The sequence below is a fragment of the Sphingomonas sp. SORGH_AS_0789 genome, from assembly GCF_031453055.1.
In the GTDB taxonomy this organism is placed as follows: domain Bacteria; phylum Pseudomonadota; class Alphaproteobacteria; order Sphingomonadales; family Sphingomonadaceae; genus Sphingomonas.
On sequence record NZ_JAVIYV010000001.1, the window covers coordinates 3,752,778 to 3,767,723 of the forward strand.

Consider the following 14,946-nt stretch of genomic DNA (forward strand, 5'->3'; position numbering starts at 1 on the left):
ATCGTCTCGCCCTTCGCCCCCGCTCCGTCATGACAAATACGTCATGATGGCATCCCTAAATTGACTGCCGTGGCAGCTATTGCCATGGCAGTCATATGGCTCACCAAGATACTGCCCATTTCGATCCCGAACGCTCGGTCGGTTATTTGACCAAGCGCGTGTTCCAGCTCGCCCGGATCGGGATGGAGCCGATCTTTCAGGATGAGGAAGTCACCCATGTCCAGTGGAGCGCGCTGATGACGCTGCTCTGCGGTTTCGGGGAGACGGCGGCGGAGATGTCGCGCCACCTGTGCCACGATACCGGCGCGACGACGCGGATCATCGACACGCTGGAGGAGCGCGGCCTGATCGCGCGCCGCCGCTGCACATCCGATCGGCGGGTCGTCCGCCTCGCGCTGACCGAGGCCGGGCGCATCGTCGCGGAACGCTGCAAGGTGAAGGTCGTCACCCTGTGGAACGACTGGATGGCCGACTGGTCGCAGGAGGATGCCGACCAGCTCGTCGCCCTTCTCCTCAGGCTTCGCGACCGTCTGGAGACCCAGGCATGAAGCGGTCGGCATTCCTCACCGCCCTTCTGCTGGCGGGCTGTTCGGTGCCGCAGGCGCATCCCGCCGTCGCTCCCGTCGCGCCCGACACGCTGGGTCTGGGCACCGCGCAGGCGCCGCTAGTGGCGACCGAGTGGTGGCATGGGCTGGGCGATCCGCAGCTCGACCGGATCGTCGGCGATGCGCTGTCCGGCAATCCGTCGCTGGAGATCGCGATGGCGCGACTGCGCCAGGCCGAGTCGGTGCTGGCCAGCCGCCGGGCGGAGGACGGCCCCGCCGTGTCGCTCGACGCGCAGGAGCAATATAGCCGCATCTCGGGCCGCTATACCATCCCGCCACCCTATGCGGGCACGACCCAGTGGCTGGGGCAGGCACAGGCCAGTCTGAACTGGACGATCGACCTGTTCGGGCGACAGGCCGCCGCGATCCAGGCGGCGCGCGCTTCCACCCGCGCGGCGATGCTCGACGTGACGGCGGCGCGGCTCGCGCTCGCGGGATCGGTCGCGCAGACCTATGTCGAACTCGCCCGTGCCGAGCGTCAGGCGGCGATCGCGCGCCGGACCATCGATACGCGCACCCGCTCGCTGGGGCTGGTGCAGGCGCGCATCCGCAACCACCTCGCCAGCCAGCTCGACGCCAGCAGCGCGCAGACTTTGCTCGCCCAGGCGCGGGTCGCGTTGGCGAGGGCCGAGGCACAGGCGGCGCTGGCACGCAACGCGCTGGCGGCGCTGGCCGGGCGGGGCCTCGACTATCCCGCGACGATCGCGCCGACGCGGATCGCGCTCGACACCGCGCTCCCCATGCCGGGGATCGTGCCCGCCGACCTGCTGTCCCGTCGTCCCGACATCGCCGCCGCGCTCGCCCGGATCGAAGCAGCGAAGGGCGGGCAGGAAGTCGCGCGCAAGGCGTTCCTGCCCAATGTCAATCTGATGGCGCTGGCGGGGTTCCAGGCGGTCGGGCTGGGCAATCTGTTCACCGCCGATGCCGGGACCGTCGGCGCCGGGCCCGCCATCCACCTGCCGATCTTCGACAGCGGACGGCTTCGCGCGGGCTTGGCCGGCGCCACCGCCGCGCTCGACCTGGCGACCGCCGACTATAACGACCGGGTCGTCGGCGCGGTGCGCGAGGCCGCCGATGCGGTGACGCGCAGCCGCACCCTCGCCACCGAGCGCGCCCGCCAGAGCGAGGTCACGCGCGGACTGGCCGAGACGCGCCGCCTGAACGCCATTCGCGTATCGAGCGGGCTGCAATCGCAACTGGGGCTGATCGACCCCGATATCCGCCAGCTGGAGGCCGATCAGGCCGACGCCAATCTCGCCGCCGACGCGGTCCAGGCGCGGATCGCGCTGGCCGTCGCCCTGGGCGGCGGTTTCTCCCCTTCCACCGAAAGCACGCCCCGATGAGCGACACCGCCACCGCCGCCCCCTCCCCCGCGCCCGCGCCCGCCGGCAAGCCCAGGGCGCGCAAGACCGGCCTGACCATCCTGGCGGTCGTCGTGGTGATCGCCGCGATCATCTGGGCCGTGTTCCACTTCCTGCTCGCCAAGCCCGAGGAAGAGACCGACGACGCCTATGTCGCGGGCGATGTGGTGGCGATCACCGCGCGCGATCCGGGCACGGTGCTGGCCATCCATGCCGACAACACCCAGACGGTGAAGCAGGGCGCGCCGCTGATCGACCTGGACCCCGCCACCGCCGATGTCGGCCTGGCCTCGGCCGCCGCCGAGCTGGCGCGCGCGGTCCGCGCGACGCGGGCGGACTTCACCAAGGTCAACCAGAGTGGCGCGGCCATCGTCCAGGCGCAGGCCGAACTGACCCAGGCGCAGGCCGATTATGCCCGCCGCCGGGGTGCCGCCGCCGAGGGGGCCGTGTCGGGCGAGGAGCTGTCGCACGCCGCCGACGCGGTGAAGGTCGCGACCGCCAACCTGAACCTCGCCCGCGCCCAGGCGGCGCAGGCGCGGACCGCCGTGCAGGGAACCGAGGTATCGACCAACCCGTCGGTCCTCGCCGCGATCGCCGCCTATCGCCGCGCCGCCATCGCGCGCAGCCATATGCACGTCGTCGCGCCGATCACCGGCGTCGTCGCGCAGCGCACCGTGCAGGTCGGCCAGCAGGTCGCCGCCGGAACCCCGCTGATGGCGGTGGTGCCGCTCGACCGGCTCTGGGTCGACGCCAATTTCCGCGAAACCCAGCTGAAGGACCTGCGGATCGGCCAGCCCGCGACGATCGTCGCCGACATCTATGGCGGCAAGATCGTCTATCACGGCAAGGTGATCGGCCTGGGCGCGGGCAGCGGCAACGCCTTCGCGCTGCTGCCGCCGCAAAATGCCAGCGGCAACTGGATCAAGATCGTCCAGCGCGTGCCGGTGCGGATCGGGCTGGACGCCAATGAGCTTCGCCAGAACCCGCTGCGCGTCGGCCTGTCGGCGACCGTCACGGTCGACACCGCCGACCAGCGCGGTCCGCGCATCGGCGCGCCCGCCAGCCAGACCTATCGCACCCCCGCGACCGACGGCAACGATCCCGCGATCGAGGCGCGGATCGCGCAGATCATCGCGGCCAATCGCTGATGGCGGGCGGCCCTCCCCAGGCGGGCGCGGGGGATGGCCCCGCTCCGCTGAAAGGCGCCTCGCTGGCGCTGATCGCCTTCGCGTTGGCGCTGGGCACCTTCATGCAGGTGCTCGATTCGACCATCGCCAACGTCTCGCTGCCCACCATCGCGGGCAATCTGGGCGTCAGCTCGGACAACTCGACCTGGGTCGTCACCGCCTTCGCCGTCGCCAACGGCGTGGCGGTGCCGCTGACCGGCTGGCTGATGGGCAAGTTCGGGGTGGTGCGGACCTTCTGCGTCTCGGTCTTCCTGTTCACCATCGCGTCCTTCCTGTGCGGGATCGCATGGGACCTGTCCTCGCTGATCGGTTTCCGCGTGCTACAGGGCGCGGTGTCGGGGCCGATGATCCCGGGCAGCCAGGCGCTGCTGATCTCGATCTTCCCGCCGCAGAAACGCTCGACCGCGCTCGGCATCTGGTCGATGACGACGCTGGTCGCGCCGATCATGGGGCCGATCCTGGGTGGCTACATCTCCGACAATTATCACTGGAGCTGGATCTTCCTGATCAACGTGCCGGTCGGCCTGTTCTGCGCCGGTGTCTGCTGGCGCGGCCTGTCGAGCCGGGAAACGCCGACCCGCAACCTGCCGATCGACAAGGTCGGCCTCATCATGCTGGTCGTCTGGGTCGGGGCGCTCCAGATGATGCTCGACCTGGGGAAGAATGACGACTGGTTCCATTCGACCCGGATCGTGGTGATGACGGTGATCGCCATCGTCGGCTTCGTCGCATGGCTGATCTGGGAACTGACCGACGCCAATCCGGCGGTCGACCTGTCGTTGTTCAAGGGGCGCAATTTCAGCATCGGGACGCTGGCCTTCTGCCTGGGCTATGCGGTGTTCTTCGCCAACACGCTGCTGCTGCCGCTCTGGCTCCAGACTCAGCTCGGCTATACCGCGACCTGGGCGGGGCTGGTCGCCGCGCCCAGCGGGGCGGTGGCGGTGGTCCTCACCCCCATCGTCGCGCGGCTGTCGGGCAAGGTCGATGCGCGGATCATGGCGACCATCGCCTTTGCCGCCTTCGGCCTGTCCTACTGGATGCGCTCGGGGCTCAACACCTCGGCCAGCTTCGGCGACTTCGTCCTGCCGCTGATGGTGCAGGGGATCGCGATGAGCACCTTCTTCCTTGCGATGCTGACCATCGCGCTGGACGGCGTGCCCCAGCATCGCATTCCGTCGGCGACCGGCATTTCCAATTTCGCGCGCATCACGGCGGGCAGCTTTGCCGCGTCGCTGACGACGACGATGTGGGACCGGCGCGAGGCGCTGCACCAAGCGCATCTGTCCGAGGCGATCGGCCAGAACCCGGTGTGGCAGATGGCCCGGACCGGGCTCAACCATCTCGGCCTGACCGATACCCAGGCCGCCGCCGCCGTCACCCGGCAGATGGTCGGCCAGGCCTATCTGCTCGCCTCGACCGACATCTTCTATGTGTCGGCCTGGCTGTGCATCGTGCTGGCGGCGCTGACCTGGTTCACCCGGCGACCCAAGCCGCATGACGGCCCGATCGCGGCGGATTGATGGTAATTCCTCCCCTGTAAGGGGAGGTGGCAGCCCGAAGGGCTGACGGAGGGGTGTCATGGCCGATGGAGATACCCCTCCACCATGCTACGCATGGTCCCCCTCCCCTTACAGGGGAGGAAGAGGTTGCGCGCGTAACCAATCTCGGTAGCCTCTCCCAAAAGGGAGACAGATGATGCTGAAAACACTGATGATGATGGCGCTTGTCGTGGCCGCGCAGGCGCCATCGGACCCGCATCTGCCCGGCCGGACCGTCGACAGCGTCGCCCCCACCCTGCCCGCAGGGTTGCAGCGCGGCGTGCTGATCGTCTCCAAGACCAATGGCTGGCGCCATATCGAGCATATCCCGCATTCCAACGCCGTGCTGGCCGACATCGCCAAGGGTCTGGGTCGCCCCAGCTTCACCACCGAGAATGCCGCCATCTTCAACGACGACCAGCTATCGCGCTTCTCGGTCGTCGTCCTCAACAGCGCCAGCGGCGATTTCCTGAGCGCCGAGCAGCAGGCGGCCTTTGCGCGCTTCGTCGCGCGCGGTGGCGGCGTGGTGGCGCTGCACGCGGCGGGCGACGACAGCCACAAGGAGCCCTGGTATACCGATACGATCATCGGCACGACCTTTATCGGCCATCCGGGCGGCGCGGATCACATCCAGCCCGCGCGAGTCGTCGCGGTCCGGCCGGACCATCCCGTGCTTCGCGGCGTGACGATGCCCTGGGTCGCGCGCGACGAGTGGTACAGCTTCGACGCCAATCCGGCGGCGCGCGGGATGACCGTGCTCGCCCGCGTCGACGAGGGCAGCTATCGCCCCGGCGAGCGGTTGCGCATGGGCGCAGATCATCCCGTGCTGTGGATCAACCCGCGTAGCAAGGGGCGGGTCGTCTATTCCGCGCTGGGGCATGAGCCGCAGCTCTATGACGATCCCGCCTATCGCCGCATCCTGACCAACGCGATCCGCTGGGCAGCGCGCTGACCGGGCGGGTCAGCACTCGACGACGTTGACCGCCAGCCCGCCCAGGCTGGTTTCCTTATATTGCGACTTCATGTCCTCGCCGGTCTGGCGCATCGTCTCGATCACCTGATCCAGGCTGACGATGTGCCGCCCGTCGCCGTGCAGCGCGAGATAGGCGGCGTTGATCGCCTTGATCGCGCCCATCGTGTTGCGCTCGATACAGGGTATCTGGACCAGCCCGCCGATCGGATCGCAGGTCAGGCCCAGATTATGCTCCATGCCGATCTCGGCGGCATTCTCGACCTGGGCGGGAGTGCCGCCCAGCGCCGCCGCCAGCCCCGCCGCCGCCATCGAGCAGGCGACGCCGACCTCGCCCTGGCAGCCCATCTCAGCCGCCGAGATGGAGGCCCGCTTCTTGTAGAGCATTCCCACCGCCGCCGCCGTCAGCAACAGGGTGCGAACCCCGTCGCGCGTCGCACCATGGACGAAGGCCTCATAATAGCGCAGCACCGCCGGGATGACCCCGGCCGCGCCGTTGGTCGGCGCGGTCACGACCCGTCCGCCCGCCGCATTCTCCTCATTGACCGCCAGCGCCCACAGGCTGACCCATTCGAACACCAGGCTGGGATCGGTGCGCGGCCCTCGGTCGAGCAGCTTCTGCTTGATCGCCTGCGCACGGCGCTGGACCTTCAGCCCGCCGGGCAGGATGCCCGTCGCGGTACAGCCGCGATCGATCGCGCCCACCATCGCGTCGCGAACCCGGTCGAGGAACGCGTCCGTCTCCACATCCTCGCGCCACGCCGCCTCGTTGGCGCGGACGATCTGCGCGATCGACAGGCCGGTATCCCCGGTACGCTCGAGCAGTTCCGCACCGGAGGCGAAGGGATAGGCGAGTCGCCGGTTGGTCCGCGCCAGTTCGGCCCCCTCCATCCGGATCGCACCGCCGCCGATCGAATAGAAGCGCCGCACCACCGAACTGCCGTCGGACAGGAAGGCGGTGAAGACCATCCCGTTGGGATGGGCGGGCAGGAAGCCGGGGCGGAACAGCAGATCGGCCTCGGGATCGAAATCCATCGCATGCCGCCCGTCGAGCGTGATCCGCCGCGTCTCACCGATCTGCGCGAGCAGTCCCTCGACGGCGTCGGGATCGATCGTCTCGGGCGTCTCCCCCGCCAGACCCAACAGGACGGCACGGTCGCTATGGTGCCCGCGCCCGGTCAGCGACAGCGATCCGAACAGCTCGGCCTGCACCCGCACCGGGATCAGCCCGGTGTCGAGCATCTCGACCGCAAAGGCCTTGGCCGCGCGCATCGGCCCGACCGTGTGCGAGCTGGAGGGGCCGATACCGATCGTGAACAGCTCGGTCACGCTGACCGCGGCGACACTGTCTTCGCCACGCGGTAGCGCGGTCACGGGAGGGACTGGCAAGGTCAAGATCGTTCCATTTGTAACGAATAGGCCCATGGACTAGCCCAGCCGATCGCCCCTGGCCACCCCGCGATCAGGCGAGCGGCGCCAGCACCTCATAGGCGTCCTGCGCCAGCGGGGTCTGGAACTGACACCCCGCCGCGAAATCATCGGCCCAGACGATCCGGGCGATCACCTGCCCCACCTTGGGCAGCCGCAGCCAGATCGTCATCCCGCTGCGCAGCTCGGTATAGGTTTCCAGCCGGGCGCCGTGGGTCGAAATGTCGAGAACGCGGCACAGCGCGCGGGCCAGGCCGTCGCCCTCATAATCGGCCTCCACCTTCACCTCCGTCCGCTTCGAGCGACGGCGGGCCGGGATTTTCATGGGCTCGAATTCGGCGGCGAACATGCAGGCAATGCTAAAGCGAGGTGGTAAATACATCGCAAACGATTTGCCCGCCCCGCCCGGCGGATACAAAAAACCCGGCCCCTCCGCATGGAGGCGCCGGGTCATTTGCAACGGCACGGCCCCGCAGGGCCAGGCCATTACTTGCGGAGCGTGAGACCGCCACCGAAACGCTTGTTGAAGCGCGCGACCTGACCGCCGGTGTCCAGCATCTGGCCACGGCCGCCGGTCCAGGCCGGGTGCGCCAGCGGATCGATGTCGAGCTGCATCGTGTCGCCTTCCTTGCCCCAGGTGGAGCGGGTTTCGAACACGGTGCCGTCGGTCATCTGGACCTTGATCATGTGATAGTCGGGGTGCGTATCGGTCTTCATGATATTGCTCCGGAAAATGGCTGGTTCCGACCAGCCTTAAAGCTCAAGGCGCGGCCCATAGCGGACCGCGCCCCGATAGTCAAAAGCGACGTGAGCCCTTACGCCTCGGCGGGCGGATCGGCGATCATCGCGGTGAAATTGGCCTCCGCCACGGCGACGCCGTCGATCTTGGCGACACCCGCGAACTTGCACACGCGGGTCCGCTTCGACACGAACTCCACCTCCAGATGGAGGAGGACGCCGGGTTCCACGGGCTTGCGGAACTTCACGCCGTCGATCGACATGAAGTAGACGAGCTTGCCCGAATTGGCGAGGCCCAGGCTTTCCACGCCCAGGACACCGGCGGCCTGCGCCAGCGCCTCGACGATCAGCACGCCCGGCATGATCGGACGGCCGGGATAATGGCCCTGGAAAAACGCCTCGTTGATCGTCACCGCCTTCACCGCGCGGATCGACGTGTCGAGGACCAGTTCCTCGACACGATCGACCAGCAGCATCGGGTAACGGTGCGGGATCGCCGCCATGACCCGCGTGACGTCCAGCGGGCCGAGGACGGTCTTCGCCTCGTCGTTCACAACGTCGCTCACGAAGCGATTACCGGCCGCTGTTCTGGCGACGCGCGGGCGCCGGAGCCGGGGTGGCGGCCGGAGCGGCGGCGGGGGCGGCGCCCTGCTGGCCACCCTGCTGACCGGGCTGCCAGCCCGCCGGCGGGGTGATGCTGACGGTCGGGACCAGCTTGTCCAGCTCGGCCGTCACCGCCGAGGTGATGTCGGCGGTCGGCTGCATGAACAGCACCGCCTGCGGGCTGACCAGCAGGCTGACATTCTTGGCGCGGACGGCGTTCTGCACCGCTTCGCCCAGCTTGGCCTGGAGCTGCTCGACGGCATAGGTCTGCGCGCGGACGGCGGGCTGGGTCAGGCGGGCCAGTTCCTGCTCGGCGGCCTGCTGCTTGGTCTGGATCGCCTGCGCCTGGGTGCGCAGCGCCGCTTCGTTGGCGTTGGGGGCCGAACGCGCGGTCTGGAACGCCTGGACCAGCGGGTTCAGCTCGGCGGCGAGCGCGGTGCGGCGGGTCTCGGCCTGGTCGAGCTGCGCCTTGTAGGTCGTCTCGATCTGCTGGCGGGCGGTAGCCCAGGCGCGCGAACCGGCGATCGCACCCTGCGGATCGGCCACGGCGACGCCGTTCACCTGCGCACTCGCGGTCGTCGCGACGGTCGCGGCCGGGGCCACCAGGGCCGCCGCGAGGAGGAGCTTGGAAATCGTCTTCATCAGAACTGCGTCCCTACGTTGAAAGTGATGAGCTTGGGGTCGTCGCCCGGCTGCGTGACCAATGCCTTGGCCAGGTCGATGCGCAGCGGTCCAAATGGTGAATTCCAGTTCACACCGATGCCGATCGACACGCGCGGACGCCAGGTGCCGCCGTAGAACTGCTCTTCGGCATAGTTGGTATTCTGCGCGATGGTGTTGGTGCTGGTGCCCGAGCAGGCACCGCCCGACGTGGCCGAGAAGCCGACCGAGCAGGTGGTGAACTGGCCCGCATTGTCCGACCCGGTCGGCACGACGTACAGCTGCCGCCCCTGCCCGTCCTTGAGCAGCGAGGGGGCGAGCGTCTTCGACCCGTCCTTGTTGAACAGCAGATTGCCGTTGGCGTCGCGCGCCTGCGGGAAGTCGAGCGACGGCAGCGGGCGGGTGATGCCCCACAGGCTGCCCGCCTGGACGTAGATGCTGGGCCGCAGACCCATTTCGCGCGCGCCCGAGCCCAGCGGAATCTCGAGTTCGGCGCGCGTCAGATAATAAGCACGGCCGCCCAGCGCGTCGTCGACGATCTGGTCGCGGTCGGTCTGACGCGACTGCGATCCGTCGGTGCCGATGACATAGGGCACGCGCAGCACACGCGGACCGACGCCGCGAATGTCGAAGCCACGGAACTGCGGCTCGCCCAGATAGAAGCGGTCGACGATACGCACCGGGTCGATGCCGGGACCGCGGCTGTCCTCCAGCGAGTGGATATAGCCGCCCTCGCCCAGGACCGAGAAGACGAAGCCCTTGCCCAGACCCCAGAACTTGGCGCCTTCGCCACGGGTGCGGATATATTTCACGTCGCCGCCCAGACCGGCAAAGTCCTGGCTGAACGAGAAACGCTGACCCGCAGTCGGACGCAGACGGCTGTTCAGGCTGTCATAGATCAGCGAATAGCCGACCGACGAGGTCCAGCGATTGCCGATCGCGTCGCAGAGATAACGGCCCGCCGTCTGGAAGTTACAGCTGCCATCGGCGTTGAAGAAGGACGAGGCCAGGCCGACCTCGTCATAGGTCAGGCCATAGCGGCCCGACAGCGACCAATATTCGGTCAACGGCACGCCCGCGCGCACCTGGAAGCCGGTCGACACCTGGCTATAGGTCGTCTGGCGGGTGGTGCCCAGATAGTTGAACGAGTTATAGTCGCGACGGAACACGTCGACGCCCAGCGCGACGTTCTTGTCGAACACATAAGGCTCGGTGAAGCCCAGCTCGATCGACTTGGAATAGGCCGAATAGTTCACGCCCGCGCGCAGTTCCTGGCCCTTGCCGCGGAAATTGCGCTGGGTGATGTTCGCCTGGATGATGAAGCGTTCCAGCGACGAATAGCCCGCCGACAGCTGGAGCGAGCCGGTGGACTGTTCCTCGGTATTGGTTTCGAGGACGATCCGGTCGGGGGTCGAGCCGGGGTTCTGCTTGACCTCCAGCTTTTCCTGGAAATAGCCGAGCGAGTTAATGCGGTCCTGGCTGCGGCGGACCTGGAAACTGTTGAAGGCATCGCCCTCGGCCACGCGGAACTCGCGGCGGACGACCTTGTCCTGGGTCTGCGTGTTGCCGTTGATGTCGATCCGCTCGATATAGGTCCGCTTCGCCTCGGCGATGTTGAACGTGATCGACATGGTCAGCGTGTCCTTGTCACGCTGGAACTCGGGGTTCACGTCGGTAAAGGCGTACCCGAACAGACCCGCCGTCTGGCTGAGGCTGTCGATCGAATCCTCGATCAGCTTGGCATTGTACCAGTCGCCCTTCTTCATCGGCAGCGACTGGGCGAGCTTTTCATTGTCGAAGTCGCGGATCTGGCTGTCGACCTTGACGTCGCCGAATTTGTAGCGCGGGCCTTCTTCCACCACGTATGTGATGATGAAGTCCTTCTTGTCCGGGGTCAGCTCGGCCACCGCGCTGGTCACGCGGAAATCGGCATAGCCGTTGGACAGATAGAAGGCGCGCAGCTTCTGCTGGTCGGCGGCCAGGCGATCCTGGTCGTAGCTGGTGGCCGAGGACAGGAAGCGGAACCAGCGCGACTGCTTGGTGTACATCGCACCGCGCAGTTCGTCGTCGGAGAATTTCTCGTTGCCGATGATGTTGATCTGGCGGACCTTGGACTTGGGCCCCTCGCTGATCTCGAACACCACGTCGACGCGGTTCTGGTCAAGATTGACCATCTTGGGGTCAACCACCGCGCCGAACCGGCCCTGGCGGCGGTACAGCTCGACGATCCGCGCCACGTCCTGGCGGACGGCGGTGCGGGTGAAGATCTGCCGCGGCGCGAGCTTGATCTCCTTCTTGATCTTGTCTTCCTTCAGGCGCTTGTTGCCCTCCAGAATGACCCGATTGATGATCGGGTTCTCGCGCACGCGCAGCACGATGTCGCCGCTCTCGACGCCCGAGATCGAATAGTCGGCGAACAGCTCGGACGCCTGGAGATCCTTCAGCGCCTGGTCGAGCGTTTCGGCCGAATAGGGAATGCCCACCCGCAGCTTGGTGTAGGACAGAACCGTCTCCGGCTCGATCCGCTGCGCGCCCTCGACCCGCAGCGTCTTGATGATCCGCTGCGGCGCGGGCGTCGCGGCGGGTGCCGCCGCCCCGGCGGGCGTCGCGGGCGCGACCTGCGCCATGACGGGGACGCCCGACAGCATCGTGCCCGCCAGCAATAAGGCGCCTGCGCGCACAGTCTTGATACCCGTCATTGCTGTCACCAAACCCACCCCAGAAAAGTCGAACCGACCCCTGTCGTCCTCGCGCCCTGCCCCATCGGCGTCAGCCGATCAAGCCAGCGATATTTTTCCAAAGCCCCAAATTGCCCAGATCGTTGAACGTCACGAAGAGCATCAGGGCCAGGATCGCCACCAAACCGCCACGGAACGCCCATTCCTGGGCCGCCGGCTCCAGGGGGCGACGTCGCACCGCTTCGATTGCATAGAAGAGAAGATGACCGCCATCCAGCATCGGCACTGGCAAGAGGTTGATGAACCCCAGATTGATGGACACCAGCGCCACGAAGAAAACAAAGGCGTCGAGGCCCAGCGCCATCTGCTCGCCCGACACCTTGGCGATCGACACCGGCCCGCCCAGTTCCTTGACCGAGCGGCGGCCGGAAATCACCTGCCCCAGCGTCTCGACCATCATGCGGACGATCTCGCCGGTGCGCTTCACCGCCACCACGGGCGCGCGAAGAACGCCGACCGGGCGGACATCGACCGTGCCGGTGCCGCGCACGCCCAGGCGGCCGATGCGATAGCGGTTGCCGAAGCGATCGCGCTGCTCGTCGGTGCCGACGGTGACGTCGGTCGCGAACGGCACGCCGCCGCGCGTCGCCTCGATCGTCACCCGCTGCCCGGCGCGGATCTGCACATAGCGCGCGATATCGGCGAAATCGGTGACGGAGCGCCCGTCGATCGCCGTCACCCGGTCGCCGGGGCGCAGCGCCGAAGAGGCAGCGGCGCTTCCCGTCACGACCTCACCCACCACCGGCGGGATCACCGCCTCGCCATAGGCACAGGCAAAGCCCGCCAGGATCAGGATCGCCGCGACGAAATTGATCGCGGGGCCCGCCGCGACGATGATCGCGCGCTGCCACACCGGCTTGGCCTGGAACGTCCGTGCGCGCTCCTCGGGCGGGAGCGAGAGCCAGGCCGCGTCGGGCTGGCTGGCGGGGTTCATGTCGCCGGCGAACTTCACATAGCCGCCCAGCGGCAGCCACCCGATCTTCCACCGCGTACCGCGCCGGTCGGTCAGCCCGAACACCTCGTGCCCGAAGCCGATCGCGAAGGTTTCCGCCTTCACCCCGAACCAGCGCCCGGCGAGGTAATGGCCCATCTCGTGTACGAACACGAGCGGACCGATGGCGAGAACAAAGGCCAGGATGGTCAACAACAGGCCGGGGGTTTCGATCAAACGACGCAATCCTCAACGCGCTCGCCCGCCAGCTCCCGCGTCTCCGCATCGATCGCGATCACCGCGTCGAGCGTTTCCGGCGGGGCCGGGTCGTAGCGATGGAGAATATCCTCAACGATTGCGGCAATTTCGAGGAAGCCGATGCGGCGTGCGAGAAAAGCCGCGACCGCGACCTCATTGGCCGCATTCAGAATGGCCGGAGCCGCCCCGCCCACCTCCAGCGCGGCACGCGCCAGTCGCAGCGCGGGAAAGCGCACCGGGTCGGGCGCGGCGAAGTCCATCCGGCCCAGCGCGACCAGGTCGAGCGGCGCCATCGGCGTCGGCATCCGGTCCGGCCAGGCCAGGCAATGCGCGATCGGCACCCGCATGTCGGACGGCCCCAGCTGCGCCAGCATCGAGCCGTCGACATAATCGACCGCCGAATGGATCACCGATTGGGGATGCAACACGATCTCGATCCGGTCGGAGGGGACCGGGAACAGCCGGGCCGCCTCGATCAGTTCCAGCCCCTTGTTCATCATCGTCGCCGAATCGACCGAGATCTTCGCGCCCATCGACCAGTTGGGATGCGCCACCGCCTGTTCGGGGGTGACCTGGCGCATGGCCTCGGTGGTCCAAGTCCGGAACGGGCCGCCGCTGGCGGTCAGGACGATGCGTCGCACCCGCTCGGGCCGCGCAAAGTCGAAACATTGGTAGATGGCGTTGTGCTCGCTGTCGGCGGGCAGCAGCGTCGCCCCCGCCTTCACGGCCGCCGCCAGCACCACCTCACCCGCCGAGACGAGCGGCTCCTTGTTGGCCAGCACCACCGTGCCGCCCTGGGCGATCGCGGCCATGGCGGGCTCCAGTCCGGCGCACCCGACGATCGCCCCCATCGTCCAGTCCGCGCCGCTTGCCGCCGCCTCGATCACCGCCGCGCGGCCGCCCGCCACCCGCGTCCCGGTTCCCGCCAGCGCCTCGCGCAGATCGGGCAGGCAGCGTTCGTCGGCGACCACCGCCAGCTCGGCATGGGTCCGCTTCGCCGCCGCCGCCAGCTTGGCAACATCGCCATTGGCGGTCAGCGCGCGGACGCGGTAGCGATCGGGCTCGCGCTCGATCAGGTCCAGCGTCGAGGTGCCGACCGAGCCGGTCGCGCCGAGAATCGTCACGCTTCGCATCAGAACAGGTCCGGCAGAAAGATCAGGAGAGCCGCGATCGGGGCCACGGGCACGATGCCGTCGAGCCGGTCCATGACGCCGCCATGGCCTGGCAGGACATTGCCGCTGTCCTTCACCCCCGCCCGCCGCTTCAGCCCGCTTTCGAACAGGTCGCCGATCTGCGCCAGCACCGCCAGCACCGGGGTCGCGATGACGAGGTGCAAAGGCAGGCCGTGATAGGCGCGCATCAGCACCGCCAGCAGCGTCGCCGCCGCCACGCCGCCGATCAGCCCCGACCAGGTCTTGGCCGGGCTGATGCTCGGCGCGAGCTTGGGTCCGCCGAACTGCCGCCCGACGAAGAACGCCCCGCTGTCGCAGGCCCAGACCAGCGCCATCGTCCAGAGCGACAGCGCCAGTCCGTCGTCATGCAGACGGATCGCCAGCAGCGAGAAGACCGGCAGACCGACATAGAAGGCACCGGCCCCGAATGCAGGCCGCCGCGACACGATGGTCAGGAAGAAAAAGGTCGCCGCGATCAGACCCAGCGCGAAAAAGCCCGGCCCGGCCGCCAGGCCCGGCGCCATGATCGCCAGCGGCACCGACAGCGCGAACTGCGCCAGTCGCTTCTGCTTGGCGTCAACCTTCAACAGGTCGGACCATTCGGCCATCATGAACAGGCCGACGACCACCGCCAGCAGCCAGAAGGCCAGATCGCCCAGCGCCAGGCACAGGCTGGCCACCGCGATCATCACGATGCTGGCCAACACCCGCTTGGTCAGGTTGGACATGGGCTTGGCGGCGGGCTCGACCGGCCTTG

14 protein-coding genes are annotated in these 14,946 nt (G+C 68.0%); 5 read left to right on the top strand and 9 right to left on the bottom strand.

The annotated features are described in order from the left end of the window. Nucleotides 1-95 precede the first annotated feature (95 nt). From QE360_RS16920 to QE360_RS16940, 5 genes are all read left to right on the top strand, one after another. Nucleotides 96-548 carry a MarR family winged helix-turn-helix transcriptional regulator gene (locus QE360_RS16920; protein ID WP_307098002.1) on the top strand — a complete coding sequence of 151 codons (453 nt, stop codon included), beginning with the start codon at nucleotides 96-98 and terminating at the stop codon, nucleotides 546-548. Further along, on the top strand, nucleotides 545-1,948 hold the full coding sequence (locus tag QE360_RS16925; protein WP_309703449.1) for an efflux transporter outer membrane subunit: 1,404 nt from the start codon (nucleotides 545-547) through the stop codon (nucleotides 1,946-1,948). The genes QE360_RS16920 and QE360_RS16925 overlap by 4 nt, the downstream gene beginning before the upstream one ends. Then, nucleotides 1,945-3,114 (top strand): efflux RND transporter periplasmic adaptor subunit, encoded by a 1,170-nt coding sequence (locus QE360_RS16930; RefSeq protein WP_309703451.1) that lies wholly within the window; start codon nucleotides 1,945-1,947, stop codon nucleotides 3,112-3,114. The genes QE360_RS16925 and QE360_RS16930 overlap by 4 nt, the downstream gene beginning before the upstream one ends. After that, nucleotides 3,114-4,673, top strand: a complete 1,560-nt coding sequence (locus QE360_RS16935; RefSeq protein WP_309703452.1) for a DHA2 family efflux MFS transporter permease subunit — start codon at nucleotides 3,114-3,116, stop codon at nucleotides 4,671-4,673. The genes QE360_RS16930 and QE360_RS16935 overlap by 1 nt, the downstream gene beginning before the upstream one ends. 172 nt (nucleotides 4,674-4,845) lie before the next feature. Continuing rightward, nucleotides 4,846-5,643, top strand: a complete 798-nt coding sequence (locus QE360_RS16940; RefSeq protein ID WP_309703453.1) for a ThuA domain-containing protein — start codon at nucleotides 4,846-4,848, stop codon at nucleotides 5,641-5,643. Between the two features lie 9 nt (nucleotides 5,644-5,652). On the opposite strand, the gene QE360_RS16945 is transcribed toward QE360_RS16940, so the two are convergent. From QE360_RS16945 to QE360_RS16985, 9 genes are all read right to left on the bottom strand, one after another. Then, nucleotides 5,653-7,050 (bottom strand): L-serine ammonia-lyase, encoded by a 1,398-nt coding sequence (locus tag QE360_RS16945; RefSeq protein WP_309703456.1) that lies wholly within the window; start codon nucleotides 7,048-7,050, stop codon nucleotides 5,653-5,655. A 73-nt stretch (nucleotides 7,051-7,123) separates the two neighbouring features. Next, the gene (locus QE360_RS16950) at nucleotides 7,124-7,438 is read right to left on the bottom strand and encodes a PilZ domain-containing protein (protein WP_309703458.1); all 315 of its coding nucleotides are present in this window, start codon (nucleotides 7,436-7,438) and stop codon (nucleotides 7,124-7,126) included. Between the two features lie 137 nt (nucleotides 7,439-7,575). Next, a complete protein-coding gene (gene rpmE / locus QE360_RS16955) occupies nucleotides 7,576-7,806 on the bottom strand; it encodes a 50S ribosomal protein L31 (protein ID WP_007404343.1) in 231 nt (76 codons plus the stop codon). 98 nt (nucleotides 7,807-7,904) lie between these two features. After that, nucleotides 7,905-8,393, bottom strand: a complete 489-nt coding sequence (gene fabZ / locus QE360_RS16960; protein WP_307097996.1) for a 3-hydroxyacyl-ACP dehydratase FabZ — start codon at nucleotides 8,391-8,393, stop codon at nucleotides 7,905-7,907. A gap of 7 nt (nucleotides 8,394-8,400) precedes the next feature. Further along, on the bottom strand, nucleotides 8,401-9,072 hold the full coding sequence (locus tag QE360_RS16965) for an OmpH family outer membrane protein (protein ID WP_307097995.1): 672 nt from the start codon (nucleotides 9,070-9,072) through the stop codon (nucleotides 8,401-8,403). Next, nucleotides 9,072-11,789: an outer membrane protein assembly factor BamA gene (gene bamA / locus QE360_RS16970; protein WP_309703460.1), complete on the bottom strand. Its 2,718-nt coding sequence runs from the start codon at nucleotides 11,787-11,789 to the stop codon at nucleotides 9,072-9,074. The genes QE360_RS16965 and bamA overlap by 1 nt, the downstream gene beginning before the upstream one ends. Before the next feature lie 70 nt (nucleotides 11,790-11,859). Then, nucleotides 11,860-12,996: an RIP metalloprotease RseP gene (gene rseP / locus QE360_RS16975; RefSeq protein ID WP_309703462.1), complete on the bottom strand. Its 1,137-nt coding sequence runs from the start codon at nucleotides 12,994-12,996 to the stop codon at nucleotides 11,860-11,862. After that, complete coding sequence (gene dxr / locus QE360_RS16980; protein WP_309703464.1) at nucleotides 12,993-14,150, bottom strand: 1-deoxy-D-xylulose-5-phosphate reductoisomerase; 1,158 nt, start codon at nucleotides 14,148-14,150, stop codon at nucleotides 12,993-12,995. The genes rseP and dxr overlap by 4 nt, the downstream gene beginning before the upstream one ends. Next, entirely contained in the window at nucleotides 14,150-14,917 is a 768-nt protein-coding gene (locus tag QE360_RS16985) for a phosphatidate cytidylyltransferase (RefSeq protein WP_309698157.1), read from the bottom strand. The genes dxr and QE360_RS16985 overlap by 1 nt, the downstream gene beginning before the upstream one ends. Between the last annotated feature and the right edge of the window lie 29 nt (nucleotides 14,918-14,946).